We start from the raw sequence: 26,949 nt of genomic DNA, 5'->3' as shown, positions 1-26,949 counted from the left end.
ATGATCGAAAAAGCTTCGAAATTTGTTCAAGGTAGTTAGACCAAAATTGTTCCCTATTACAGGAGGTTGATTAGCCACCATGTTAGCGGGGACTATTTGGTTAACCTGAGTCCATTATTCGCCGGCAGGGCAGGTCAATTATAGGGTGCCTGTAAGACCGCAAAGGGCTATTCATTCCGCTCTCTATACCGGCCATTACACCAGAGCAGATGTGCAAAACGGGCCATGATCCCGCAGATCTTTCAGCGGCTTAGCATTCCATTGCGTTTAATTTGGGGTGTCGGCGAAATGCGTTTGTGCCGTCTTCTTTTGCTCCATCGTAGACGAAAACACGGATATTTTATTATTTATATAAGGACAACCCACTCTGTGAGCAGCTTTTTATGAAGATTTTTCACCTGTTTTCTCGAATAAATCTGCTTTGCTTAAAAGAAAAAAATAGAACCGATAACAGCGGTTTTAAGTAACGTATGATGTGCCATTGAACTCGTGTATCGTTCTTTAGCAACATTTTCGAAGTAGACCTCACTATTTTTCAAGTTGCCCATTTGCGATGAAGAATAAGGCATCTAAGCGCTTTTAAACACATAACTAACTGAAAATCAAAGCTATGTATTAGTTGTATGAAAGTTGGCAGAACTGGATTTTCACTACTGAATATTTGCACTTGCCTGGTTGAAGCATCATTTTGCCGTACAATTATTAAATAGTGCGGTAAGTCAGTAGTCAGGATTTTGGTTCTTGTGGGTGCTTTATTCTCTTTTCTAACGCCGGGCTTTTTTTTATATCGTTTCAACATTTACTTTTAATTCATATAAATCATTAATTTACCTTTTGTTATCCATCCTTCAACAGTTACAAATCCTCATTTGTACAAGGGTGTTTACCTTAAAATTGTAAATAACTAAAATGGCAAAAGCAACCAAAAAAGCCGCGGCAAAATCCGCCCCTGCACCTAAAAAGGCCGCTCCGAAAGCGGCTGCAAAAAAGTCTGCAAAAGCATCATCAGGAAAGGCGAACGTTGGCCTAATGGCTCCGCTAAATGTTAGTCCTGAACTGGGCAAAATTGTAGGTACGAAACCGCTTCCTCGTACAGAGATCATCAAGAAAATCTGGGAATATATTAAGAAGAGCGATCTGCAGGATCAGAACAACCGAAGAATGATCAATGCAGACGATAAGTTGAAAGAAGTTTTTGGCGGTAAGGAACAGGTTTCGATGTTTGAACTTGCTAAAATCGTGAACAATCACGTAAAGGCATAACTCAATTGTTTGTCGGAGAAAGTTGCGGTACTTGTTACTAACAAATGCCGTTACTGCATCGAGGATAAGGTTTTGTTGCAGAGCATATTTGTTTTGCAACTGTACCCCCAACGGGGCTTTCCATTATAATCTTAAGCTTTGTAAGTCATTCGCTATGTCTTGCAAAGCTTTTTTTTTCGCCAGCGTTTGGCTGGTAACACTTCATCGAATAAGCGTTCTCTGGAAGATCCGATCTCCCGGTACCAGGCAAAAACCGCTATTAACCTTCGCCGGGACAACCAGGTTGTGACATATGAAACAGGCTTTGATGCCCTCCTGAATGCCTTAAAGTACTTGCCGTTTACCCCCCTTGTGTTTAGCCGTCATCGCTCGCTCGTTACCTGAGGAGAATCTTATACACTGCAACAAATTGTACAACTCCCGGCTGCAACATGGGTCACGAGTAAGCATGTGATGTGAGTTTTATCGCCCCGGTACATAGCCTTAACTCATTTCTTGTTCGTAGTTGCAGTTGGCCCAGGCCGTTTGCCGTCCCATTATTCCTGCTGAGCACATCGTTACGATCTGGAGAGGTACGGCATACCGTTGCTATAATGTTTAAACCTGCTTAAACAACGGAATAGAGGAACCTCTGTTAGGTATGATAACCTTTGTAGTCCCGGATTTTTAATGGAAGATCAACGGTGTCAAACGCTTCCCTTTTACTTATTCTTTTTTGTTTAAGTACGAACGTCAATGATAGTGAGCCTTAACACGCGCGTAGTGGGATCTAAAAGACCATTTACTGGCATTAACCTTGGGGTAGGTTAGCTAAAACATATTATGGAAATGGATAATAACAAAAATGTAGAAGGTAGTGATAGCGCTGAAAATATGGGTAAATCAGGTGAAGCTCAAAAGAGTGCTAACCTGAGTTAAACGATCAACAGCGGAGTGACATTGCCGAACAAGCTGGAGTTAAGCCGGAAGAAATCAGCGATATCAAGGAAACAGGCGCCTTAAGCGGCAGGGATAACCAGGCAGGCGGTAGCGGCGATAAAATGGAGGATACGAGTGACAATGAGGAGACAGAATGTTTTTAATGGTTTTTACGCATATCATAAAACTTTAACATTTGATATATACCTGTTAGAATATTTATTAGTAAATTCATCATATAACTTCAACAAATGTCTGAGAAAAACGAAACAACCAAAAAAGGTAGCCAGTCAGAAAATCTTGGCATAGATGAAAGCTCGCATTTGGAAAAAAATCAGCCCGATCGTCATTCTAATTCCGGGAGCGGGGTTGTGATGGAAGAAGATACCGGAGGCGGCGCTGATAATGGATCTAAACGAGGCAGTAGTGCGCTAGACGGGGGGTCAGATAATGCTGGGGGCAATGCCGCTGGAAGTAGCCTTGGAAAAGATGAGTAAACATTGTAAAACCAATAAACCATATATCATCACTTCGGCCTTTGTGACGGCCCACTAAATGAAAGGAGCGTTTTTATGCAACAGCAGGAGAATAACAGGGAAGAGCTATTGAAACATCTGCAAACTTGTGAAAAATCTATGCAAGATTGTTCAATTCAGAAGTTCAGTGAGTTGCGGTACCAATTTAAACAACTTAATGAAAAGCTTCGATCGTTGGATTTTAGTAAGCGGGTGAAAGGATCACAGGATACAGCTTAAGGGAAGCGATATGGAGACTCACGATCGAGCCTGTAATCATTTTCGCCCCACATGAACTTTACATTGCTAAGGGATAACCAGTTGAACGCAACAGGTTATCCCTTTTTTATGCTACAAATAGGCGTTAACCGGTAATCAAGCCCGAGCCTGCTGCTCTTCAATTATGTGTTGAAGCTGCACAACCACTCCGTTTCATTTGAATGCCTATCTTCCGATTATAAACGAAGGAGTATGGAACAAGTAAACTGGGGCATCATAGGTTGTGGCGACGTTACCGAAGTAAAAAGTGGTCCGGCATTTAATAAAGTAGCAAATTCAAAGCTTGTGGCCGTTATGCGCCGGGATACGGTGAAAGCCAAAGATTACGCAAGCAGGCACGGGCTACCAAAGTGGTACAGTAATGCGCAGGCCCTTATTGAAGACGACGACATTAATGCGATATACATTGCCACTCCCCCGCTGCAACACGAAGCGTATACCCTCGCAGCTTTAGCAGCAGGCAAAGATGTATATGTAGAGAAGCCAATGTCGTTGTCTGCTGCCGGAGCCTCACGAATGGAGAAAGCTGCAACCGAGTCGGGCCGGAAGCTTACTGTTGCCCACTACCGGCGTCAAATGCCTATGTTCTTAAAAGTAAAAGAACTGCTTGAGCAAGGAGTGATCGGTGATGTAAAACTTGTAAACCTGCAGTTGTTCCAGCCACATAACTCAGCCATGATCGCCCAAACCGATGTGCCCTGGCGACTTGATCCGGCTGTATCGGGTGGAGGCCTATTCCACGACCTTGCTCCACACCAACTTGACCTTATGGTTTATTATTTTGGCGATGTAGGAGCCGCCCATGGTACCTGTTTAAACCAGGCCGGTTGTTATAATGCAGATGATACCGTAACCGGTTGGATCTCCTTCCGGAACAAAGTATTGTTTAATGGGGTTTGGTGTTTTACTGTTCCAGCCGAGCATGCAATCGACCGTTGCGAGGTCATTGGCTCGACCGGTAAACTTAGTTTTAGCGTGTTTAATCCCAGGCTGATTACGACGTCGGTGAATGGCAGGAGTGAGGAATACCGGTTTGCACCATTGGAACATGTGCAGCAGCCGATGATTGAAAGGGTTGTTCAATTCTTCTTAGGGAATACCACAAATCCTTGTCCGCCTGAAGCCGGAGTTGAAGTGATGCGCCTCATCGACTCGTTTACCCCGCACGATCATCCCTGACTGCCTGGCAGCAATACGCGGAAAAGTTGAAGCTTGATTTAGGCCTGCTCGCGCGCAGTAGATACCAATGTATCGGGAACACTGATCAACAATGATATGCCGTGGAACGGAGCGTCGCAACCAAAGTTCAAACAGGGCGTCACTGCTGGCTCCAAAAAAAAGGTTCATATACTTTCGCTGCTACATACAGCCTGGATGGTGCAGTTGCCGGGAACCTGTAAAATGCGTAGTTAGGTTATAGGGCTTGGTTGATTGCGAATGGTTGTTCCCTGTATAATAACCATCCAGTTTTGTTCATGTCGTTTTCACCTTAAAACTTTGCCCTTATCAGTTGTACTATGCATCACCAATTCCTAATTCTTGATCCGCGAAAGTGGGCAATGCTGCTGATTTTTTTAGTCGGATACGTAGCGATTTCAGGATGTAAGTCTGTTAAGCCAGGCCGGCACAATGCATTTGCCAATGACGGTTACAAACTCGTTTGGGCGGATGAGTTTAACAAGACCGGGCAGGTAGACACATCGGTCTGGAAGTTTGAAAACGGGTTTGTGCGAAACCAGGAGTTGCAGTGGTACCAGCGCGAGAATGCCTGGTGTGAGAAGGGTTTATTAATCATTGAGGGTAGGAAAGAGGCAAGACCAAACCCGAACTACACGGCAGGCAGCCGCGACTGGAGGAGAAGTCGCCCGAACATAAGCTACAGTGCCTCCAGTATCAATACTTCGGGCAAACGAGCCTGGACTTACGGCAGGTTTGTTATGCGGGGTAAGATAGACATTGGTGATGGATTGTGGCCCGCCTGGTGGACCCTGGGGGTAAACAAGCAATGGCCATCAAATGGCGAGATAGACATTATGGAATTTTACAAGAAAATGCTACTTGCCAACATTGCCTGTGGAACAGCAACCCCCAACAAGGCTGAGTGGTATAGTAAAACCTATAATATCGATTCGCTTGGAGGGAAGAAATGGGCAGCAGAATTTCACGTTTGGCGTATGGACTGGGATGAAAACGCGATCGCCTTGTATGTAGATGATACTCTGTTGAACAAGGTGGAATTAAGTAAACTGGTTAATAAAGATAACTCTGGCTTCAACCCCTTTAAACAGCCACACTATATGTTGCTCAACCTGGCGATTGGCGGAATGAATGGTGGCGACCCATCCAAAACGCCGTTTCCAAACCGGTTCGAAGTGGACTATGTAAGGGTATACCAGAAAGGGTGACGCGAAGGCAATGGTATTGTTGTAAATTCAGTAGGCGATCTGGGATTGAGAGCCTCTAAAAATACGTGAAACTTTTAGCCCGAAATGAAAGCAGGTTGAAGATAAGCTGCACTCCTCAGGATTGAGGTACTCAATCGGCTACAGCAAAAAAAAGACCTGCCGTTTTGGGGCAAGTCATAAATATAGTGAGACCTCTATAAAACGCTGTGATCGGCGTAGATCTATTGTAACCGTAAACAGACACTTGTGCTTTATGGGTCTTTTTTTCGATCTATAACTATCGCAAGGTACAACCGGATTGGGGCCCAAGGGTTCGCATGATTACAAAGCCTAGTTAAGGTCAGGGCTGTTGCAACCTGATCAACACCTGCGTGACTTTCAATCAATTGAACTGTACCGGCCTAGCCGCTAGAGAAATGGTGCCTGTACGAAAAAGGAAGTACTTGCTGTATAGCAAGAAATCTCTTAGACGATCTTCTTTACGTCGACGGCATTTTTTCCTTTATGCGTCATCTCCACTTCAAAGCTCACTTTATCACCTTCTTTGATACGGTCATTAAGTGAATTGATGTGTACAAAAAGGCTGTCGTTTGATTTGCTGTCACGGATAAAGCCGTAACCTTTTGACTCGTTAAACATGGTTACTACCCCGGTTCTGAGTGCTTCAGCTGCATCAACAGGCTCCTGCTTAGCAACACCGATCTGAATATCTTCTACGTTGACAACTTTTTTCTTCCGCGGATCTGGTGGTGTAGATGAAATGTTGCCATTTTCATCGATATAGGCCATCATGGTTTCAAGGTTGTTGCCATTTCTTGAATTTGCCTGGCGCTCTTCTTTCTTTTCCTGTTTTTCCTGACGCTTCTGTAATCTTTTCTTTTCTTTTTCTTTTTTGTTAAACGTTTCTTGTGATTTACCCATTGTGGTTTTTGATTAAGTTTTTACTTGTTTTGATGATTTTTCATGTTTGAAAAACCAGATGTTGGTGAAGATACTACAATACGTGGTATCCGTGAAAAGCTAGTATAAGTTGTGCGGTAAGCAATCTTACAAAACATATTCGACTGAACGAAAATCCTACTGTTAATATATGAAAAAAACTGTATTCTAAGCGCGTCCCAGCGCAAATACCTTCATCTTTTTACTTTCTTTATAACACCATCAGCGTGCCACACTATAGTAGAACCGGATTGTACGCTTAAAAAGATGTTTACCCGCTTTTCGAGCTGACTAAATTGATGCTCTGAAACTAGTTTAGCCTTCTTAAGAACATTGTTTAGATCGCAGCAGCCACAAGTTGTCAACACAAAAATCATGTCGCGATAAATTCGTGCATTGTTTATGCCAGCAAAGGTGAACAATCACTGATTCTGGCGGGTTTACTAGCCTTAGGCGTTCATTCAACCTGTTGACTTTACTCTATTTGAAGATGATTTAAGCAGAACTGGCCCTCAGGTTCATGTCGGCGGTTTTAAACCCCTTTTTCGTGAGTACACGTTGTTTGACGGGGCTAATCCTTGCTATTAGTTCAATGGTCAACTACGCTTTGATATTACTGCCCTAATTTTAACCGGGCAGAATAAAACCGCTCACCCTGATATGACTGCAGAAGAACTCCGTCTTCGTGACCACTACGAATGCAAAACAAATTGGTTGAAGTGGGGACCTTATTTATCGGAACGGCAATGGGCCACAGTGCGCGAAGACTACAGTTCAACCGGAGACGCATGGAACTATATCAGCCACGATATGGCAAGAAGTAAGGCTTACCGATGGGGTGAAGATGGGCTCGCGGGTTTCAGCGATAATGAACAGCATTTATGCATTAGCCTTGCCTTATGGAATGGAAAAGACCCGATTATTAAAGAGCGCTTATACGGGCTAACAAATCATGAGGGCAATCATGGTGAAGATGTGAAAGAGGTATATCATTACCTGGATTGTACCCCGACACATAGCTACCAGAAGATGTTGTATAAATACCCGCAGGACGCTTTTCCTTACGGGCAATTGATAGCCGAAAATGGAAGGCGCGGCAAACAAGAGCCGGAATTTGAGTTGATTGACACCGGGATATTTGATGCCAACCGGTACTTTGACGTATTTGTCGAATATGCCAAAAATGATGTGGATGACCTGCTTGTGCGTTATACTATTTACAACCGGAGCAAACAAAAGGCGGATCTTCATGTATTGCCGCAACTCTGGTATCGCAATACATGGTCATTCGATAAAAATAATAAGCAGCCCTTAATAACTTATACTGGCGAAAATACCCTGCTTTTTAACTCAGAAGCAATTGGTGATTACTACGCCTACGTAGACGGTGAACCCGAATTTTTATTCACGAATAATGATACGAATAACGAACGATTATACCGGCAGGCAAACCCCTCGTCGTACGTTAAAGATGCAATCAACAACCGGCTTGTGCACGGCCACACGGATGCAGTAAACCCGGCACTGGAAGGAACAAAGGTGGCCGTTTGGTACCAGGTTGAGGTACCTGCCGAAGGCGCTGCTGTTCTGAGGCTCCGCTTTGTGAATGGCAAATTGGAGCAACCCTTCGAAGAGTTTGACCAGGTTTTTGAATCCCGGATAGCTGAAGCTGATGAGTTTTATGCGTCAAAACAGCGCCATATTACAAACGGGGATGAAAAACTTGTACAGAGGCAGGCATGGGCGGGAATGTTCTGGAGTAAACAGTATTACCACTATAACCTCAACGTTTGGCTTAACACGGATCAGCATGGGGAAGCCGGGAGCAGACGAGACCACAGTAGAAACAATCACTGGAAGCACTTTGTGTGCGAAAACATTCTATCCGTACCTGATAAGTGGGAGTATCCCTGGTTTGCCGCATGGGACCTCGCTTTTCACTGCATTGCGTATGCACCCATTGATCCTGATTTTGCAAAAGACCAATTAAGGTTACTGGTGAAAGCCAATTTCATGCATCCAAGCGGGCAGCTGCCCGCATATGAATGGGATTTTGGCGACGTCAATCCGCCTGTGCATGCATTGGCAGCCTGGCGGGTTTTTAATATTGACAGGGAGCTAAAAGGAAAGCCCGACTATCACTTTCTTGAAGAGGTGTTTCAAAAAATGCTGCTCAACTTTACCTGGTGGGTAAACCGAAAAGACAGCGAAGGGAACAACATTTTTGAAGGCGGCTTTTTGGGACTTGATAATATCGGAGTTTTTAACCGAAGCGAACCCGTGCCCGGTGGCGGTCACCTCGAACAGGCTGATGGGACAAGCTGGATGGCTATGTATGCGCTGAACATGGTACAGATATCCATGGAGCTCTCGCTGAAAAATCCTGTCTACGAAAGCATGGCGGTAAAGTTTGCTGAACACTTTTTATACATCGCGGGTTCTATCACCTCAATCGGGGAAGATGCATTGGGTTTGTGGGACGAAGAAGATGGCTTTTATTACGACGTCTTGCGAAAACCCGACTGTAGTTACGACCGCTTGAAGCTGCGCACACTTGTCGGTCTTATCCCGATGTTTGCCACCATTGTTTTCGAGGAAGCAAAATGGACAAACCTGCCACACCTCGAACAACGTTTAAGCTCGTTAAACAAAGAGCGACCCGATCTTGCTCAGCTGGTTAGCCGTTGGACAGATACGCAGGGCGACGACCAACACCTGTTATCACTGCTGAGGGGTCACAGAATGAAACTCCTTCTTAAGCGGATGCTTGACCCTGATGAGTTTTTGTCGGATTATGGCATCCGTTCCGTTTCGAAAATTTACAGCGAAAAGCCTTATGAGTACTGGCTCAATGGGCAGGATTTTTCTGTCCGCTATACCCCTGGTGAAAGCGACTCAAACATGTTTGGGGGAAACAGTAATTGGCGTGGTCCCATCTGGATGCCCATCAACTTTCTGCTTATTGAGTCCCTGCATGCATTTCATGGCTATTATACCAGTGAGTTCCGTGTAGAATATCCAACACACTCAGGCAATTACTTTTCGCTTGCTGAGATTGCCGATGACTTAAGCAAACGCTTAAGGAGCATATTTCTGAAAAACGACCAAGGTGAACGGGCGGTTTTTGGTGGTCATCCTAAACTAAATCATGATCCGCATTTCAGGGATTATATCTCCTTTCACGAGTACTTTCATGGCGATACCGGCAAAGGTCTTGGTGCAGGCCACCAAACTGGCTGGACCGGGCTCGTTGCGGTACTTCCGTAACCGGGTTGGTAAGCAATTGCAACTGGTAAGAGACTATTTGGTGGCAACTTGAGTTTTAGGGTTTGTTTGGTCATTGCAGGTATAATTATCCCCATTGACTAACGTCTTTAATTTCATTTGAACCTGGTAACCGGCAGGTACACCTTTTTTATCGAGCCTTATACTATTCACCTAAAACATAAACAATGAATCGTTTTGAAGGAAAAGTTGCGTTGATAACCGGGAGCAGCCAGGGAATTGGTGCAGCCTGCGCATTGCGGCTTGCAAAGGAAGGGGCCGATGTAATCTTAAACGGGCGCGATCTCGATGAACGTGGAGAAAAGGTACTGGATGAAGTAAAGGCACTTGGTAGAAGAGCCGTATTCATTGAAGCTGATGTAAGTAAAGCGGAAAGCGTGACCCGGCTAATCAATGATGGGGCTGAAGCATTTGGTCAACTCGACATTCTTGTAAATAATGCAGGTGTTGAAAAGAACCACAATTTCTGGGAGGTAACAGAAGAAGACTACGATTTTGTGATGGATACAAATTTAAAGGGTGTGTTTTTTGGCATACAAGCCTTTGTGAAATATTGCATGCAGGCAAAACGCCCCGGGATCATCATAAACATGAGTTCTGTTCATGAAGAGATTGTCTTCCCGCATTTTGCTGCATACTGCGTTAGCAAGGGTGGACTGAAAATGCTTACGCGAAATCTTGCTACTGAACTTGCACCGTTGAATATCAGGATCAACAATGTGGCGCCGGGCGCCATTGTGACTCCTATTAATCAAAAGCTACTTGAAACACCGGAACTGCTCGAAAATGTGCTTAAAAATATTCCCGTTCGCCGCATGGGCAAACCCGAGGATGTTGCAGGGGTAGTTGCCTTCCTGGCGTCTGATGATGCAGGTTACGTTACAGGTTCAACCTATTTTGTTGATGGTGGCTTAACTTATCACTACGAGGAACAGTAGCCCTACTCGCATTAATGGTTCATGAAATCGCAGGTAACGACGGGTATACCGGTTTTAGTGTGTTGATGCTCGTCAACACTCGTCTCACTGTTAGAAGATGTGCGTGGATTAAATCAACTGAAAGCTGGCCGGTTTAGCTGGCACTTAAATTGACTTTGTTATATTTTAAATATTTCTCATATTCAAACGTATTTTATGGCAAATTCAGAAAGCAAAGAAACTTACTCGCAAACAAATCCACAGGAAAAGTATCCAGCCCCACCGTTTCCAGACCAGGAACAGGAGGTGCCGGGTACCGAAAGCCAGATGACCCCTAAAGCTGATCACGGTGAGGAAAGCTATCGTGGCTCAGGGAAGCTGGCCGGTCGTAAAACAATCATCACAGGTGGCGACTCAGGTATCGGTAGGGCAGTTGCAATTGCCTTTGCACGCGAAGGTGCTGACGTATTAATATCTTATTTAAATGAAGAGGAAGATGCCCGGGAATCAGCGCGCCTTGTTGAACAGGAAGGACGCAAAGCCGTGTTAGTACCTGGAGATATCAGTGATGAGGAACATTGTAAGGAAATTATCGACCGTGCGGTAAGTGAATTTGGACAGATCGACGTACTGGTTAATAATGCTGCCTTTCAAATGCCAAGAGAATCCCTTCAGGACATTCCAAGCGAGGAGTGGGACAAAACCTTCAGGGTTAATATCTATTCTATGTTCTACCTCTGCAAAGCTGCCGAACCACACATGAAGCCAGGCAGCACGATTGTAAACACAACTTCGGTAAATGCATACAAGCCAAATCCTACACTGGTTGCGTATGCCGCAACAAAAGGTGCTATTCAAAATTTCACATCCAGCCTTGCACAAATGTTAGCAGATAAAGGCATTAGGGTGAATTGCGTTGCACCCGGACCGATCTGGACACCACTCATCCCATCCACATTTCCACCTGAAAAGTCATCAACTTTTGGAAAAGATACGCCGTTGAAAAGGGCGGGGCAACCAGCTGAGCTTGCGCCAATCTACGTACTGCTTGCGTCAGAAGACTCTAGTTATATGACCGGCAGTACGGTACAGGTAACCGGCGGTACTCCCACCATCTAGTTGTATTCTGTTTTGAACATTAAAACCCCGGAATGTCATCCGGGTTTTTATTTTATAATACCTCATGTTAATCAACCCCGCTGCCAGGTTCATTACGTATGCCACAAAATTTCCCACTAGCATAATCTATAGGATCAGATTTTTACTGACTATTCTGAAGCAGCCGGGTGAAAAGGTTTGAATGCATCGCCTTCTTAATCTGATTTTTTTCAAGTTCATATTGCTGTACCCGCTGATCAAGGTAGTCGCAGATACCAGAAACGTTGTCTACCAGGAAAACCGCAAAGGAGTTCGTTGTTGCAGAAGCAAGAACACGATCTACGGCGTCGAATTCGTTAGCAACATAGTCAACCTTTTTTCTGGGATCAACTTTTTGTATGCCCTCCTTGAGCAGCGATCCTATCTCCAGTTCAGTTCTTCCCCGCAGGTCGGAGTCCATTCGTTACAATTTCGTTAAACAGACCGGATGCCACTTCACCAAACGCCACGATGTCTTTGTCCCTACGATCGCCGACACCCGTAATCACCCCGGTCTTCATGGTTGCTGGTACCGAAGCACTATATTCACCAAGTGCGCTTAGTCCAAGCGGATTATGGGCATAGTCCACCATCACCGTGAAGTCGCCAAAGTTATACTCGTTCATTCTGCCTGGGGTGAGCACCGAAGTATTCCTAAAGTTGCGTAACGTACACCGGATAGCAGGCATTTTAATCCGGGGTACGTAAGCGGCTAACGTTGCCCCCAAAACGGGGATTTTCTACTGACCAGTAGTTCGGCCCTCGCAGGGCCTTAATCCGGAGAATTTTAATGCAAGCTTTTATACAGGAAGATTAAATCTGTGCCATTTTCCGCAGAAGGGCCAGGCAGCGGCTGCTGTTGAGCGCTATACGTGTGTTATGCAGGCAACAAGGGTACACAATCCTGGTGGTTGACAACGTTGAATTGCTGATATGAGGCTAGCGGATGTCTTTTAAATAAGATGTGGAAATATCTAATACGTACAAACAATTACTCAGAAAAGGTCTGATACTATCGGAGAATGATATAATTAAATGTTTATATATTATGATAACTGTACTTAGCACGTGACACGGCGGAGGAATGCTATTTGCACGGGATGATCCGAAACATCTGGTTGATGAAAAAAGAGGGAATTCACCTTGGGGATATTGAAAGAATATTGTTTGGGCAAGCTCCCCCATAGTCTTTACTGGAAGTTTTTATCAGAACCCTGATTATATACATAGCGGCAATCGTAATTATGCAGTGGCTTGGCAAGCGCATGAACGGCCAGATTTCAATCATGGAATTGGCAGTAATGGTTACGATGGGCGCCATCCTTGCTTTGCCAATGCAGGCGCCCGACAGGGGATTGCTGCAGGGGTTTGTGGCCCTGTTGGTTAAAGACAGTGTGCTGCAGTTAAAGACATTAGAACGTAGTAATATCACCAAACAGCTGCTGTTTTCGGTACTGCGTCAGAAGAACATTTATCACCTGGGGAAAGTTAAAAGAATGTACATCGAAGGATGTGGCAGTTTTTAGTATATACACTGAAGAAAATGCCAGACCCGGCTTGCCGGTGTACCCGCCGGATGACCCTGAGCTTCCAGAGGAGAGCAGTTTAACAAGTCAACAGGTATGCGTGAACTGTGGAACTGAAAGATTGTCTTCAGAGAATAGTAAGGCGTGCAGCAACTGCGGTCATGATTAATTTACCCGGGCTATCGCATAAGCCTGGCACAATTAAAAATTTCAAGACAGATAATGAAACCGGAAGAAATAAGGTTGGGAGACTGGGCCCGGATGGTGCTGGGCGAAGTTTCTCCCGGATTTCTCATTGAAATCGTTATTCGTGCGTTTGCCATTTTCCTGATCCTGGTGGTTTCTATGCGATTACTTGGCCGCAGGATGGCTGGACAATTAAACCGGATGGAATTGATTGCACTATTTTCCCTGGCAGCTGCCATCGGTGTACCCTTTCAAACCCCTGACCGGGGGTGCTTCCCGCAGTAATCATTCCGGCAATCGTAGTTGTGATCGGAAGGGCAATTACAAGATGGTCGCATGAAAGTCAAAGATTTGAGAAACTTACCGTGGGTGATTATGCAATATTGGTTGAAAACGGTAAGATGAACTGGCGCAAGATGAGGAAGACACACGTTACAGTAGAAAGGCTACTTGCACAGCTTCGGGGCGAGAGTATTCGCCATTTAGGAGAAGTTAAGCGTCTGTACTTTGAGTCCCGTAGAGAATTTACACTTATTTGTGATGAAAACCCACAGCCGGGGCTAGCTGTATTACCGGCGTTTGACCGGGAGTTTTTTGATGAGCAACCCCAACACAATACATCAGTCTGTAGAACTTGCGGCAATAGACAACACGAAAATAAAAACGGCAACGGAGCGTGCGAAGGCTGCGGTGACCTGATGTGGGTGCCTGCCATAGCATAAACAACCTTTTACGGGTTGACCGTGCAATTACGAATATTGAACATAACGGAGCTATGGCCGGAGAAGTTTTGCTTGCTTGCTGAATTAGAATGCTGCAACCGCCCCCTTGGAATAGTTTTTTTACTGAGGAGGTTTTTGTTTCCGCTACTGACTGTGAAAGGTCACATTGCCCGGTATGCAAACACCTATGATGCACCTGCTATTCGCAGGACAATGAAAACATCGCCTGAATTCCTACGCTAACAAACGACAGGCATCGCCGGCTGAGGTAACAACTATAATAGTATAACTTAACAAAGACTATATGCTCTCGTATGAGGTGAGAGAGACTTTAAAACGAGGGTAAATTCAAATTATGAGTGAGACGCTACATGCTCCACAAAAACGGGAGCTGTCAACCGATAAAGTGAGGAAAGTATCAGCTGGAGCTTCCTTTCCCCTTGGTGCCACCTGGGATGGCAAAGGGGTAAATTTTGCTTTGTACGCAGAAAATGCAACATCTATTCATCTGTGTTTATTTGATGAAAATGATAGCGAAAAAGAGTCGTCCATAATTCCCGTAAAGGAAATGGACAGCCATATATGGCATGTATATGTACCTGGTCTTGCGCCCGGCCAATTATATGGCTACCGGGTATTCGGACCTTATGAACCTGAGAATGGGCATCGCTTCAATCCTAATAAGCTGTTGATTGATCCATATGCTAAAGCAATCTCGGGAACTATTCAATGGAACGATACCCTGTTTGGCTACGAAGTCGGCCATCCGGACGGGGACCTTAGTTATAGTACAGAAGACAATGCTGCATTTATACCAAAGAGTGTAGTTATTAATCCACACTTCGACTGGGAGGACGATCAGCATCCGGGTGTTCCCTACCATAAAACAATCATTTACGAGGCACATGTAAAAGGGCTTACCCGTTTGAGTGCGCAGTTGCCTGAAAACATCCGTGGCACATATGCCGGCATCGGTCACCCCATTACCATCAACTATTTGAAAGAACTTGGCATTACCACTATTGAGCTGATGCCGGTTCATCACTTTGTGTCCGACAGGAACCTTGTTGAAAAAGGTCTTGCGAATTACTGGGGTTATAATACGATCGGGTTTTTTGCACCTGACGTAAGGTATTCGGGCTCTGGCGCCATGGGTCAGCAGGTGATTGAATTTAAGAACATGGTAAAGGCCCTTCATAAAGCCGGAATAGAAGTGATCCTCGACGTGGTTTATAATCATACTGCCGAAGGCAATCACCTTGGTCCGACGTTATCCTACAAAGGCGTAGACAATGCATCATACTACCGGCTTACTTCTGACCTCAGGTACTATATGGATTATACGGGTACCGGTAACACACTTAATGCAAGGATGCCCAATGTGCTCAGGATGATTATGGACAGCCTGCGATACTGGATATTGGAGATGCATGTTGATGGGTTCAGGTTTGACCTTGCGCCTGCACTCGCACGTGAACTGCATGCTGTTGACCGGCTTAGTGCATTCTTTGACATCATTCACCAGGATCCGGTTATCTCGCAGGTAAAGCTAATTGCCGAGCCGTGGGATATTGGCGAAGGTGGTTACCAGGTGGGAAAGTTTCCGCCAGGTTGGGCGGAGTGGAACGGTAAATACCGGGATTGTATGCGGGATTACTGGCGTGGCGCAAACAGTATGCTAAGCGAATTTGCCCAGCGTTTTACCGGAAGTGCCGACTTGTATAAAAATGATTACCGCAGGCCAACTGCCAGTATTAATTTTATTACTGCACATGATGGATTTACATTAAATGACCTTGTGTCGTACAACGAAAAACACAATTGGGATAACGGTGAAAACAACAACGATGGGGAGAGCCATAACCGGTCATGGAACTGCGGGGTAGAAGGACCATCCAACGATGTGCGCATTAGACTGTTACGCGACAAGCAGAAAAGAAACATGTTGACAACCTTGTTTCTCTCGCAAGGGGTCCCGATGATCGTTGCCGGAGATGAGTTTGGGCGCACGCAGCATGGCAACAATAACGCCTATTGCCAGGATAACGAAATATCGTGGCTGGATTGGCAAAAGGCCGACAAGGGTTTGCTGACGTTTGCGCAGACACTTATTCGTTTTTATAAATCACATCCCGTTTTCTCAAGGCGCCGTTGGTTTAAAGGCAAGCCTATTTGGGGCCACGATGTAGAAGACATTGCGTGGTTCCTGCCAGAAGGAATAGAAATGACACAGGAGCGTTGGAGCCATGATTATGCAAAATCGCTGGGGATCTTCTTGAATGGAAAGGCCATCCGAATGGAAGACGACAATGGCGATTTGATCATCGACGATAATTTCTACCTCATCTTCAATGCCAACGATGAACCGGTACCCTATAAGTTGCCCCTGGCGCAATATGGCAAAAGATGGATCAAAGTATTGGATACCAGCGAACCTCAACTGGTAGACGGTAAGCAGTATGATGCCGGGAGCACGGTAATGGTGCCAGATCGATCCGTTGTTGTACTCCAAGCCCAAGAATAACATGAAAACTACTCTGATAGAACCGCGGAAGATTGGCGTTAATTTTATTGAAACGGGCGAGGCTCACATTCAGGTTTGGTCCCCATTGTCGGGATCAGTTGAACTCATCCTCCAGCGGAATGATACACACTTAGCGTTGTCCAGGTCTCATGAAGGTTACTGGACCCTGACCACGGCTGAAGTACGTCCTGGTGACCGTTACTATTTTTCATTGGATGGGAAAGCCCCGTTGCCCGACCCTGCATCCCTATCGCAACCAGAAGGTGTTTACGGGGCTTCTGAAGCCGTTCACCCCGGCACCTACGACTGGAGCGATAACACGTGGCAGAACCCGGATTTATCCTCTTATATCTTTTATGAATTACATACCGGCACCTTTTCGCAGGCCGGTAACTTCAACGGAATAGAAGATCAGCTGGACTATCTTGTTGATCTTGGCATTACGGCCATTGAGATTATGCCGGTGGCACAGTTTCCAGGTGATCGCAACTGGGGCTATGACGGAGTTTTCCCGTTTGCGGTTCAGGACTCTTATGGGGGAGTTAATGGTTTACAGAAACTGGTTGATGCCTGTCACGCCAAAGGGATTGCTGTGGTTCTGGATGTGGTATACAATCACCTTGGACCTGAAGGAAACTACTTAGGTGAATACGGACCATACTTCACTGATAAGTACAAGACCCCATGGGGAAAGGCCTTAAACTTCGACGATGCCTGGTGCGATGGGGTACGGGAATATTTCCTCGAGAATGCCTTGATGTGGTTCCGCGATTTTCACATTGATGCATTGCGTCTTGATGCAGTTCATGCCATTAAAGATTTCAGTGCTGTTCACATTTTGAATGAATTACGTCAGCGTGTTGATGAGCTAATGGCAGCTACCGGGCGAAAACATTACTTGATTGTCGAACTTGACTTGAATGACACTCGTTTTATAAACCCGGGTGATCAGGGAGGTTTCGGAATGGATGGGCAGTGGGTGGATGAATTCCACCATGCGCTGCGTGTAACTGCAGGTGAGCCGAGAAGTGGGTACTATGAAGACTTCAACGGAATTGCTCACCTTGCAAAAGCATATCGCGATGCCTACGTTTATGATGGTCAATTTTCAGAACATCGTAAAAAGAAATTTGGTATCAAGGCTGAACATAACGCGGGTCAACAGTTCGTGGTTTTTTCGCAGAACCACGACCAGGTGGGTAACCGCATGCTTGGCGAACGCACAAGCACTTTACTGAGTTTTGAGCTTCAAAAGTTGCTGGCCGGAGCCGTATTGTTGAGTCCATATCTACCGATGTTATTTATGGGTGAGGAGTTTAGCGAGCCAAATCCTTTTTTGTATTTTATATCCCACACAAACCCGGATCTTGTAGAAGCGGTGCGTAAGGGACGGAAGGCGGAATTTGCTGCTTTCCATCTCAAGGGCGAAGCTCCTGATCCAGCTTCTGTTAATACTTTTCAGCAGTCTAAACTGCAGTGGTCATTGCTCGGGCAAGAGCCGCATAAAACGATGTTCAGGTTCTATAAAGCGTTGATTCAATTACGAAAATCTCAGCCGCTACTATACAACCTTAACCGGGAGGGTGTTGAAGCCAAAGAAGACACGAAAACACAAATCATCATATTACATCGGCGCAATTCTAATCATGATCTGGTTTGCTGCATGAATTTCTCAGGCCGGCAACAGCAGATTGAATTGCCAATAAAACCCGGAACCAGGGCAAACCTGGTTTTTAACTCAGCAGATGCAGAATGGGGTGGACCCGGAGCTGCCGGGCAAACAAAATCTAACGGGGACTCCGGGCAGCTTGACGTATTGCTGCAACCCGAGTCTTTCATCATTTATGTCACCAACTAATGTTTGATCCAAAAGCAACATATCGTATTCAGTTTCATTCAGGCTTTACTTTCTCGAGGTTTGAACGCATTATACCTTACCTGCATCAATTAGGTGTATCTACCATCTATGCGTCCCCGGTTTTTAAAGCCGTTCCGGGCAGTACACATGGCTACGATGCGACAAACCCCAATATGATCAACCCCGAAATCGGGGTTGTTGAACAACTGAAACAGTTGAGGTGGCAGTTACGTGAAAGAGGGATAAACTGGGTACAGGATATTGTACCCAATCATATGGCGTTTGACCCTACAAATGATTGGTTAATGGATGTTCTGGAAAAAGGACAGCGGTCGGTTTACGCGCCTGTATTTGATATCGGGTGGGATAATTCAGACCAACATGGCCAGATAATGGTGCCGTTTTTAGGCGCCACACTTGCCGATGTAATCAAGAACAAGGAACTAAAAATACTTTACAAGAAACAACGGCTACACATAGGTTATTACGACAATGCCTACCCCCTGCAGCCTGCTTCTTACCTGGTTCTCCTGGAAGGTGCCGAAGCTCCCGAAAAGGCTAGAGAGCTCATCAGTGAATTTCATGACTTCAATCAGCTGAAAGACCCTGTGTTGTTTGCAGAAAGGTGTAGCGAATGGCAGGCTCGTCTGGCAAGCATTCAACGCGAGCGCGAGATAAAAACCTGGCTCGCGGAACGCCTGGTTGCCATAAATAATTCACCGGAAATAATTACCAGGATAGCCGGGGAACAATATTTCCGGCTTTGCCACTGGCAGGAAACGGATCAGGCGATTAATTACCGCCGGTTTTTTACCGTAAATGGATTGATCTGTGTGAACATCCAGAATGAACAGGTCTTTCACCAGCACCATCAACTTGTAAAAACGCTATTGGACGAGGACGTAATCCAGGGCATCAGGATAGATCATATTGATGGATTGTACGATCCAACTGAATACCTGCACCGGCTTCGATCTGCCACAGGGAACAACACTTATACGGTCGTTGAAAAAATACTTGCTCCCGAAGAAGACCTTCCGCGTAACTGGCCCGTTCAGGGTACGTCGGGTTACGAGTTCCTGGCGATGGTGAATAATGTGCTTACCCAGCAAAAAAGCGCACCTGCATTTACAAGATTTTATTTTAGCCTTGTTAAGGAACCGCGTACTGTTTCGCAACAGATGCGCGATAAGAAAGCCCATATACTGTATGAGCATATGGGTGGTGAACTCGAAAACCTCGTTCGGTTGTTTACGGGTTTAAATATGGTTAGTCCGGAGATGCTGCAACAGGTGCCGGTCGGCAACCTGAAGAAGGCAATTGGCGAATTCCTAGTGTATTGTCCGGTTTACCGGTACTATGGCAACAGTCTTCCATTTGGTGCGGTGGAAGCCAATGCCATCAGCTACATCCTGGACATCATCAAACAATCGGAGCCTGAATTGGAGTCAGCCATAGGCTTGCTTGAGCATATTTGGCTCCATATGCCGCATGATGGTAACGAGGAAATTAACCAACGTGCAGCGCACTTTTATAAACGTTGCATGCAGTTCAGCGGACCTTTAATGGCGAAAGGGGTAGAAGATACCCTTATGTATACTTTCAACCGGTTTGTCGGGCACAACGAAGTCGGGGATGCGGCAGATGCGTTTGGTTTTAGTATTGAAACTTTTCACGAGAAAATGAAAGACCGGCAACAACGCTGGCCATTATCGCTGAATGCAACATCAACACACGATACAAAGAGGGGAGAAGATGCACGTGCAAGATTGAACGTACTCACCATTATACCAGGTGAGTGGCTTGAACATGTTGAAAGCTGGCAGCAGCTGAATGCTCCATTAAAGGAGACTGGCGCGCCTGACCCTAACGACGAATACTTTATTTACCAGACGATCATGGGTACCTATCCCATGCCGGGCGATGAAGATCCTGCTTACGGAACCCGTTTGCAGGAATATCTTCAGAAAGCATTGCGCGAGGCCAAGCGACATTCAAACTGGACCACTCCCGATGAGTCTTATGAGTCGGCGTGTAAAAATTTCGCCATGTCGCTGCTTAACCAGCGTGGCGCTTTTTGGAAGAGTTTTTCGAAGCTGCACAAAACCGTTGCTGATTATGGAATACTGAATTCCCTCGTGCAGGTAGTGCTTAAGTTTACCTGCCCCGGAGTACCAGACACGTACCAGGGTTGCGAGATGTGGGACCTAAGTTTCGTAGACCCGGACAATCGCCGGCCAGTGCCTTTCGAAAAACTACAGCAGTTATTGGAGGAACTTGATCAAGCCGACAATACAGTTTCGCTAATCACTAACCTTTGGCGCGATCGTTTCGACGGGCGCATCAAACTTTGGCTTGTGCATACCTTGCTTAAACTGCGCAACCGACAGCCTGAGCTATTTAATCAATCCGACTATGTTCCACTGGCAGTAGAGGGTGCGTATAAAGACAATGTGTTGGCATTTGCCCGAAGACAGCATGGTGAGTGGATAGTGGTTGCAGTGCCTTTACATGTTGCTGAAATGTGTTCCGATCAAAAGAAAGCGGTGCATCGGCTCGATTGGAAGGACACGAAAATTTTACTTCCCCGGGAAGTTACCGGTAAGTGGCGTAACGAATTGCTGCAAACCAAGGGCAGTGCTACAAAAGCGCTGTCGGTTGAAGAATTGTTTAAGCCATTTCCGATGGCCCTGCTCCACATGCAGGGCATTGAAAACAAACGCGGCGCGGGCGTGTTGTTGCACATTACTTCGTTACCATCGGCATTTGGAATTGGCGACCTGGGCCCTGAAGCGTATACCTTTGCTGATTTCCTTCATAGTACAAGACAAAAGTACTGGCAACTGTTACCGGTCAACCCGGTGGAAGCCGGCCAGGGCTATTCGCCATATAGCGCTACATCGAGTAAAGCCGGAAATACCTGGATGATCAGCCCGGAACTGCTCGCCAAAGATGGTTTATTGCCTGCGAGAGATCTTGCTGAATACCATCTCCCGCATCGCAGCCTTGTCGACTACCCTGAAGCAGAAAAGGTAAAACTGCGCATATTTGATACAGCCTGGAAAGTATTCCGGCGTGAAGAGGGACACCACCTGCAACAAGCTTTTCTTGATTTCTGTGATGTGGAACACGAATGGCTGCACGACTTTGCCTTATATACCGTAGCCAAACAGGTAAATGCAGGTAAACCATGGTACGAATGGGATGAAGGTTTAATGCAACGTGAGCCTGGTGCACTCGACGCATTCACTACAGAAAACGTTGATAGCATCGAGATGGTTAAGTGGTTGCAGTTCATTTTTAGCAGGCAATGGCATGCGCTACGGGATTATTGCAACTCGCACAACATACAACTGATTGGAGACCTTCCTTTTTATATCAGCTACGACTCTGCCGACGTGTGGTCGAACAAAGAAATATTTGCTATCGACAATAAAGGGCAACGTACCGGCATTGCAGGCGTACCACCTGATGCCTTCAGTGATGATGGACAACTGTGGGGAATGCCTGTTTTTAAGTGGGATGTACTAAAAGAAAACGGCTACGATTGGTGGATCAAAAGACTGCAGAAGAACAAGGAAATGTTCGACCTGGTGAGGCTTGACCATTTCAGGGCTTTTTCGGATTATTGGGAAGTTCCGGCAGGGGAGAAGACGGCCCGAAATGGCCAATGGAAACCGGGCCCGGGTGCACACTTTTTTGACGAAGTAAGCAGGCAACTAGGCGAGCTGCCCTTTCTTGCAGAAGACCTGGGCGAGATCGATCAACCGGTTTTTGAACTACGCGACCAGTATCATTTTCCAGGCATGAAGATCCTGCAGTTTGCTTTTGGCGGAGACTTTGCAACTTCTGATTACATCCCGCACAATTACGTCGAGAACTTTTTTGCTTATACCGGAACGCACGATAATAACACTACCCGTGGTTGGTTCAGGCAGGAGGCCGGCGAACCCGAGCGAAGACGTATTGCGCAGTACGTTGGCCAGCAAGTGACAGACGAAAACGTACACCGGGTAATGGGACAACTGGCTTATGCTTCGGTTGCAAATACGGTAATACTGCCACTACAAGACGTGCTTGGGTTAGACGAAACAGCGCGCATGAACACACCTTCATCCGGATCCGGCAACTGGAACTGGAGGTTATTACCCAAACAAATAAGTGAACATGCCGAGTCACTGTTAAAAGAATGGACCTATGTATACAACAGGCGATAAAAAACATCTGGTTGATACGCCGCCTGCAGCAGCGGCCGCGCTAAATACCTGGATTATTGATAAGGCTTTTTACATGCCGCAACTACATCGCAGCCGAAGGATATGGCTGTATCTTCCGCCTGATTATTATACATCAAAAGACAGCTATCCTGTAATTTATATGCAGGATGGACAAAACCTGTTCGAGGAGTGGAGCGCATTTGGCGAAGAGTGGGGGGTAGATGAAACACTTAATGCGATGAACGGCAAATGTATTGTAGTCGGCATCGACAATGCGGGTACGAGAAGGATGAACGAATATGCACTTCACGATCATGAGCGTTATGGAAAAGGTGAAGGCGCTCAGTACCTGTCTTTTCTTGTTGAAACGCTTAAGCCCTACATCGATCAAACTTACAGAACACTTCCAACCCGCGAACATACCTATATCGCAGGAAGCTCGTTGGGCGCATTGATATCGTATTATGCCTGTCTTTACTATCCTGAGGTATTTGGTGGCGCAGGTATATTCTCACCAGCTTTCTGGATTGCGCCAGACCTTGCACAGGATGCCGGAAGTAAGGCCAACGGTCATTACAAGCAGCGGTTTTATTTTTACTATGGCGAAGAAGAAGGAGCTGAAATGGTGGACCATGTTCAGCCGATCGTCAAGCTGCTGGAAGCACACCCGCAATATGATGTAACCACGGTGGTAAAAAACGAGGGCACGCATAGTGAAAGTGAATGGCGGCAGCAATTTCCATGGTTCTATAAGTGGATGATGAACAAGGGGAAAAAAAAGCAACCGGTGCAAACCGGGCTAACCACAAATAGTAAAACCAGCTTGTAAGGCTGGTTTTACTATTTATAAACGGTCGTTGTATTTACGGTATGTTGGTCATAACTATAATGCCGTTTCAAGTTCCTTGCCTTCACATAGTTGGGAGCCGAGTCATATTGTCTTTACAACAATGTTACGGCATGTCGTGCGCCAAAAGCAGCAATCCCCTTTTTCCGAAAGCGCCAGGCAAAAAGGAGTTTATGTTATTTACAATGTTTAAATGTGGGGCGGGTTAATTTGCCTGATTTGGTAGTGATTACCACTGGCAAGCATGTGCACCCTGAGGTTTCGGATCGTTACCGGCTTTTTACTTGTAAAGTCGTCGACGTTTCCTTCTTCGATCTCGAAGCCTTCGATGATAATAACGGTTCCCGTACCAATGATCTCGACATCAAGTCCGTTTCGAACAATTAAGGCAGTATCTTCTTCAATACCTATACCGATGCAGGTTGGATTAGTAACGACTACCTGTGCCATTCGTACAAACCGGCCCCGGTGTACAAAGTGGGTGTCGATACAAACGTCCTTAAGAAATTCCAGTCCGGTTGTAACTTTTATTTCACCACCCAATTCCTGCACTTCTTCATTGCCTGCATATATCATAGGTGTGGAAAGCGCCATTGCACCGGCACTCGTTCCACCAACAGTGATTGGTTCGTTGATATACCTTTGTTTTAGTTCAGTTAGAAAGGGGGTACCGCCGTAAATGGACGTTAATTTCAACTGGTCTCCCCCGGTAAAGAAAAATGCATCAGCCTTGCTGACCCTTTCCAATATTTCGGGTTGTAGCGCGGATTTTCGATCGCTATGATGAATATGACCGATCGCTGATAATCCCAGTTCGGTAAAAACTTTCCGGTATTCTTCGAATGACTCCTCGGGTGAGCCGGTGGACGTGGTAATAACTTCCAATACCGCGTTCTTCTTTCCAATAAGATCAACAAATTTTTGCAATACTTCGAGCCTGATAAAGTCGTCCGGTTTTTCCTTGTTTTCAGGGCTGTTTTCGCCTTTGTTTTCTTTTCCACCAATAATTACAAGTGTACCCGCTGGTACCGGACATATACTATCATTTCTTTTGGCCATAAATCTTTTGTATGCAATCGTGAGTTGTACAGGGTTAATTACCGGGTATGATAAGTAAAATCGTTGGTTGTGGCATTCGTAAGCAGCCATTGGAAGCCATATTCACCTGTCGACACGCAAACTTCGCCGGCTGATCTTCGGAGCACGGCTGCGTATCAACTTCGAATCTGGTAAGCCACAATAATTATTGCACTGGTGGATTACCCTGGTCCTTTTTTTTGCTGTTGGAAACCAGGTACGCTACTATGGCAACGATCACGACGATTACAGCAATAATTGGTATTATCATAATGGGTGTTTTTATCTATTAACTAATGAATACAGGTTCATATACACTTAATCTTTAATAAAAACTGTGCCCTGTCCGATAACGGATATCTGAAATGCCCTGTTGATATAACACCCCAGGAGTTGATGTCATTTAAGTCGCACTATAAACATTACGGCTGAATCTGTAAAGGTGGAAGAGCGCGGGTTTGCGTTAGTGAAACTTACGCGCTCGTATTTTGTCTCCTAACAAAGGATGACCATTAGCTGATCAGGCAGAAAAGATCAGCATATTAGCCTGGATGATTTCGTCTTCGCTAATGGTATGCGCCCTGTTTGTGTAAACTTTTTCGGTAACGACGGCATTCATATTCTTCAACATATTTGAAGTTGCATACACACGCTCAACCGGTACATGTGGATCGCTACTCCCGGTGCCAATAAAAACAGGTGTCTTGTTGAAATCGCCCTTGTAGTTTGCCGGATCAATCTTGTCGCCTATCAGGCCTCCGGTAAAAGCAGCTATTCCGCCGTAAGTAGCCGCATTACGTGCAACATACTCCAGCGTTAAACATGCGCCCTGCGAAAAGCCCATGAAATAAATGTCTTCATGTGCAATCCCTATTGAAGTTACCTCATTATGTAAATCTTTAATCATCGATAAGGCTGAGGATAACCATGGCTCATTTTGCTTTTGAGGTGCTAAAAAAGAGTAAGGATACCAGCTGTTATTTGTAGCCTGGGGAGCCAACAACGTGTAGTCTTTTACATTCAGGTAATCGGCCATCGATAAAATGTCGTCGGCGCTTCCGCCACGACCATGCAACATGATGAGCACTTTTGTACCCTGTTGCAAGGGCTTTCCGGCAGAGATAATATTCTTTATATGCATTAGGTGTAATTGTGTTTGTTAAGGGAAATAGGTGCTAGCACTTTTTCAAGTTGCTCCCGGTCGGGCTCAAATTGCGCGGGCAACATCAGCCTTTCACCAAGTGTTTCTAAGTCTTCATCAATCGTAAACCCGGGTCCGGCAGTTGCAATTTCAAACAGCACCCCGCCGGGTTCGCGAAAATATATGGAGGTAAAATAATTGCGGTCCAATACCGGGGTTGGATTAAGCATACGTTTTACAATCCTTAACCTTGCTTCAGCCTGGGTATTTGCATTAGGGGTGCTAAAAGCAATATGGTGAACTGTGCCACTACCTGCAAGCCCTTTCAAGCTATCGGGCGAGCAAAGCAGATCGATATAGCTACCGGGCTGCTCATTGGCCGCAAAGCGGAACCGGTTGCCTTTTTCAGCAACCAATTTATGGTCCAATTGTTCAGTCAATAAACCTGCCGTGCGCTCATAACCTTCAAGCCAGATTTCAACACTATAAAATCCTTTAATGGCGTATTCAGGGGGAACAACGCCCGGTTTAGCAGCCAGGCGGGTATCGCGGCTATTAAAAATGAGTTCAAGCCCAAGTCCGTCCATGTCCTCGAAGTATACCACTAATTCATCATCAAAACGTTGCTGTGGTTTTTTGTAACTGATGTTGTATTTATCGAACCGTTTAAGCCAGAAGTCCAATGCCGAAAGCGCAACCGAAAACGACGTTGTATTTAACATGCCTTTCCCGTGCCGGCCACCAACAAGGCCTTCATATGGAAAAAACGTCAGGATACTTCCGGGGTTACCTGCAGCGTCGCCGTAATACAAATGGTACACTTCGGGGGCATCGAAATTCACGGTTTTCTTGATCAATTTCAAGGCCAGCACACCTCCGTAAAATTCAAGGTTCTTTTGTGCTGCGCTTGCAATTGCGGTTATGTGATGAATCCCGGTTATCACCTGGCTCATGGCATTTGTATTATTATTGTTTAGTAAGAAATTCGATAGCTTATGAACAGTTGTAATTAATCAATGTCGTTTAGTTCGGAAATATTTTTTTTGGTGGCCGGCGGAGGAATAAGGATTGGGCATCACTACTGTCCCGTTAAGTTTTCAAACAATGACGGCTGATTGCTAACTTCTTTAGGTTCTTGATTCACAAATAGTTCTTTAATAGGTGATTTCTCAAATAAACTAAGACTTATTATC

20 protein-coding genes are annotated in these 26,949 nt (G+C 45.5%); 14 read left to right on the top strand and 6 right to left on the bottom strand.

Annotation, left to right across the window (positions count from 1 at the left end):
- The first annotated feature begins 909 nt into the window (after positions 1–909).
- The 4 genes from EXU57_RS18885 (at position 910) to EXU57_RS18870 (ending at position 5,380) form a co-directional block, all read left to right on the top strand.
- Positions 910–1,263 (top strand): SWIB/MDM2 domain-containing protein, encoded by a 354-nt coding sequence (locus EXU57_RS18885; RefSeq protein WP_133269812.1) that lies wholly within the window; start codon positions 910–912, stop codon positions 1,261–1,263.
- A 1,169-nt stretch (positions 1,264–2,432) separates the two neighbouring features.
- Entirely contained in the window at positions 2,433–2,678 is a 246-nt protein-coding gene (locus tag EXU57_RS18880; RefSeq protein WP_133269811.1) for a hypothetical protein, read from the top strand.
- Positions 2,679–3,167: 489 nt separating this feature from the next.
- Positions 3,168–4,154, top strand: coding sequence for a Gfo/Idh/MocA family protein (locus tag EXU57_RS18875; RefSeq protein WP_133269810.1), 987 nt, complete (start codon positions 3,168–3,170; stop codon positions 4,152–4,154).
- A gap of 338 nt (positions 4,155–4,492) precedes the next feature.
- Positions 4,493–5,380, top strand: coding sequence for a family 16 glycosylhydrolase (locus EXU57_RS18870; protein WP_243745659.1), 888 nt, complete (start codon positions 4,493–4,495; stop codon positions 5,378–5,380).
- Between the two features lie 465 nt (positions 5,381–5,845).
- Here EXU57_RS18870 and EXU57_RS18865 read toward each other — a convergent pair whose 3' ends face one another.
- Positions 5,846–6,301, bottom strand: coding sequence for a cold-shock protein (locus EXU57_RS18865; RefSeq protein WP_133269809.1), 456 nt, complete (start codon positions 6,299–6,301; stop codon positions 5,846–5,848).
- 678 nt (positions 6,302–6,979) lie between these two features.
- Between EXU57_RS18865 and EXU57_RS18860 the strand changes: the two genes are divergently transcribed.
- The 3 genes from EXU57_RS18860 (at position 6,980) to EXU57_RS18850 (ending at position 11,640) form a co-directional block, all read left to right on the top strand.
- Entirely contained in the window at positions 6,980–9,586 is a 2,607-nt protein-coding gene (locus EXU57_RS18860) for an MGH1-like glycoside hydrolase domain-containing protein (RefSeq protein ID WP_133269808.1), read from the top strand.
- Between the two features lie 185 nt (positions 9,587–9,771).
- Entirely contained in the window at positions 9,772–10,542 is a 771-nt protein-coding gene (locus EXU57_RS18855) for an SDR family NAD(P)-dependent oxidoreductase (protein WP_133269807.1), read from the top strand.
- Between the two features lie 195 nt (positions 10,543–10,737).
- On the top strand, positions 10,738–11,640 hold the full coding sequence (locus EXU57_RS18850) for an SDR family oxidoreductase (protein WP_133269806.1): 903 nt from the start codon (positions 10,738–10,740) through the stop codon (positions 11,638–11,640).
- 142 nt (positions 11,641–11,782) lie between these two features.
- Here EXU57_RS18850 and EXU57_RS18845 read toward each other — a convergent pair whose 3' ends face one another.
- Positions 11,783–12,079: a hypothetical protein gene (locus tag EXU57_RS18845; protein WP_133269805.1), complete on the bottom strand. Its 297-nt coding sequence runs from the start codon at positions 12,077–12,079 to the stop codon at positions 11,783–11,785.
- On the bottom strand, positions 12,051–12,386 hold the full coding sequence (locus tag EXU57_RS18840) for a glutamate ligase domain-containing protein (RefSeq protein WP_133269804.1): 336 nt from the start codon (positions 12,384–12,386) through the stop codon (positions 12,051–12,053). Before EXU57_RS18840 ends, EXU57_RS18845 begins: the two co-directional genes overlap by 29 nt.
- A gap of 516 nt (positions 12,387–12,902) precedes the next feature.
- On the opposite strand from EXU57_RS18840, the gene EXU57_RS18835 reads away from it, so the two are divergent.
- From EXU57_RS18835 to EXU57_RS18805, 7 genes are all read left to right on the top strand, one after another.
- Complete coding sequence (locus EXU57_RS18835) at positions 12,903–13,184, top strand: YetF domain-containing protein (RefSeq protein WP_133269803.1); 282 nt, start codon at positions 12,903–12,905, stop codon at positions 13,182–13,184.
- A 222-nt stretch (positions 13,185–13,406) separates the two neighbouring features.
- Positions 13,407–13,655: a hypothetical protein gene (locus EXU57_RS18830; RefSeq protein WP_133269802.1), complete on the top strand. Its 249-nt coding sequence runs from the start codon at positions 13,407–13,409 to the stop codon at positions 13,653–13,655.
- Entirely contained in the window at positions 13,640–14,092 is a 453-nt protein-coding gene (locus EXU57_RS25935) for a YetF domain-containing protein (protein WP_133269801.1), read from the top strand. Before EXU57_RS18830 ends, EXU57_RS25935 begins: the two co-directional genes overlap by 16 nt.
- Before the next feature lie 355 nt (positions 14,093–14,447).
- Positions 14,448–16,616 (top strand): glycogen debranching protein GlgX, encoded by a 2,169-nt coding sequence (gene glgX / locus EXU57_RS18820; protein ID WP_133269800.1) that lies wholly within the window; start codon positions 14,448–14,450, stop codon positions 16,614–16,616.
- A 1-nt stretch (position 16,617) separates the two neighbouring features.
- Complete coding sequence (gene treZ / locus EXU57_RS18815; protein WP_133269799.1) at positions 16,618–18,474, top strand: malto-oligosyltrehalose trehalohydrolase; 1,857 nt, start codon at positions 16,618–16,620, stop codon at positions 18,472–18,474.
- Complete coding sequence (treY, locus tag EXU57_RS25680) at positions 18,474–22,691, top strand: malto-oligosyltrehalose synthase (RefSeq protein ID WP_133269798.1); 4,218 nt, start codon at positions 18,474–18,476, stop codon at positions 22,689–22,691. The genes treZ and treY overlap by 1 nt, the downstream gene beginning before the upstream one ends.
- Positions 22,672–23,520, top strand: a complete 849-nt coding sequence (locus EXU57_RS18805; RefSeq protein ID WP_133269797.1) for an alpha/beta hydrolase — start codon at positions 22,672–22,674, stop codon at positions 23,518–23,520. Before treY ends, EXU57_RS18805 begins: the two co-directional genes overlap by 20 nt.
- 207 nt (positions 23,521–23,727) lie before the next feature.
- Here EXU57_RS18805 and EXU57_RS18800 read toward each other — a convergent pair whose 3' ends face one another.
- The 3 genes from EXU57_RS18800 to EXU57_RS18790 form a co-directional block, all read right to left on the bottom strand.
- Positions 23,728–24,687, bottom strand: coding sequence for a cyanophycinase (locus EXU57_RS18800; RefSeq protein WP_133269796.1), 960 nt, complete (start codon positions 24,685–24,687; stop codon positions 23,728–23,730).
- A gap of 448 nt (positions 24,688–25,135) precedes the next feature.
- Positions 25,136–25,756 carry an alpha/beta hydrolase gene (locus tag EXU57_RS18795; RefSeq protein ID WP_133269795.1) on the bottom strand — a complete coding sequence of 207 codons (621 nt, stop codon included), beginning with the start codon at positions 25,754–25,756 and terminating at the stop codon, positions 25,136–25,138.
- Complete coding sequence (locus tag EXU57_RS18790; protein WP_133269794.1) at positions 25,756–26,709, bottom strand: ring-cleaving dioxygenase; 954 nt, start codon at positions 26,707–26,709, stop codon at positions 25,756–25,758. Before EXU57_RS18790 ends, EXU57_RS18795 begins: the two co-directional genes overlap by 1 nt.
- Positions 26,710–26,949: the final 240 nt, after the last annotated feature.

It is taken from the genome of Segetibacter sp. 3557_3 (assembly GCF_004354985.1).
In the GTDB taxonomy this organism is placed as follows: Bacteria; Bacteroidota; Bacteroidia; order Chitinophagales; family Chitinophagaceae; genus Segetibacter.
This window is presented reverse-complemented; position numbering and strand designations above follow the sequence as displayed.

Excerpts from the sequence above, each read along its gene's own strand:
- EXU57_RS18860 (WP_133269808.1), top strand. The coding sequence starts at position 6,980 with ATGACTGCAGAAGAACTCCGTCTTCGTGACCACTACGAATGCAAAACA.
- EXU57_RS18795 (WP_133269795.1), bottom strand. The coding sequence starts at position 25,756 with ATGCATATAAAGAATATTATCTCTGCCGGAAAGCCCTTGCAACAGGGT.
- EXU57_RS18855 (WP_133269807.1), top strand. The coding sequence starts at position 9,772 with ATGAATCGTTTTGAAGGAAAAGTTGCGTTGATAACCGGGAGCAGCCAG.
- EXU57_RS18790 (WP_133269794.1), bottom strand. The coding sequence starts at position 26,709 with ATGAGCCAGGTGATAACCGGGATTCATCACATAACCGCAATTGCAAGC.
- EXU57_RS18865 (WP_133269809.1), bottom strand. The coding sequence starts at position 6,301 with ATGGGTAAATCACAAGAAACGTTTAACAAAAAAGAAAAAGAAAAGAAA.
- EXU57_RS18830 (WP_133269802.1), top strand. The coding sequence starts at position 13,407 with ATGAAACCGGAAGAAATAAGGTTGGGAGACTGGGCCCGGATGGTGCTG.
- EXU57_RS18880 (WP_133269811.1), top strand. The coding sequence starts at position 2,433 with ATGTCTGAGAAAAACGAAACAACCAAAAAAGGTAGCCAGTCAGAAAAT.
- EXU57_RS18845 (WP_133269805.1), bottom strand. The coding sequence starts at position 12,079 with ATGGACTCCGACCTGCGGGGAAGAACTGAACTGGAGATAGGATCGCTG.
- EXU57_RS18850 (WP_133269806.1), top strand. The coding sequence starts at position 10,738 with ATGGCAAATTCAGAAAGCAAAGAAACTTACTCGCAAACAAATCCACAG.
- treZ (WP_133269799.1), top strand. The coding sequence starts at position 16,618 with ATGAAAACTACTCTGATAGAACCGCGGAAGATTGGCGTTAATTTTATT.
- EXU57_RS18835 (WP_133269803.1), top strand. The coding sequence starts at position 12,903 with ATGCAGTGGCTTGGCAAGCGCATGAACGGCCAGATTTCAATCATGGAA.
- EXU57_RS18800 (WP_133269796.1), bottom strand. The coding sequence starts at position 24,687 with ATGGCTGCTTACGAATGCCACAACCAACGATTTTACTTATCATACCCG.
- glgX (WP_133269800.1), top strand. The coding sequence starts at position 14,448 with ATGAGTGAGACGCTACATGCTCCACAAAAACGGGAGCTGTCAACCGAT.
- EXU57_RS18885 (WP_133269812.1), top strand. The coding sequence starts at position 910 with ATGGCAAAAGCAACCAAAAAAGCCGCGGCAAAATCCGCCCCTGCACCT.
- EXU57_RS18870 (WP_243745659.1), top strand. The coding sequence starts at position 4,493 with ATGCATCACCAATTCCTAATTCTTGATCCGCGAAAGTGGGCAATGCTG.
- EXU57_RS18805 (WP_133269797.1), top strand. The coding sequence starts at position 22,672 with ATGTATACAACAGGCGATAAAAAACATCTGGTTGATACGCCGCCTGCA.
- treY (WP_133269798.1), top strand. The coding sequence starts at position 18,474 with ATGTTTGATCCAAAAGCAACATATCGTATTCAGTTTCATTCAGGCTTT.
- EXU57_RS18875 (WP_133269810.1), top strand. The coding sequence starts at position 3,168 with ATGGAACAAGTAAACTGGGGCATCATAGGTTGTGGCGACGTTACCGAA.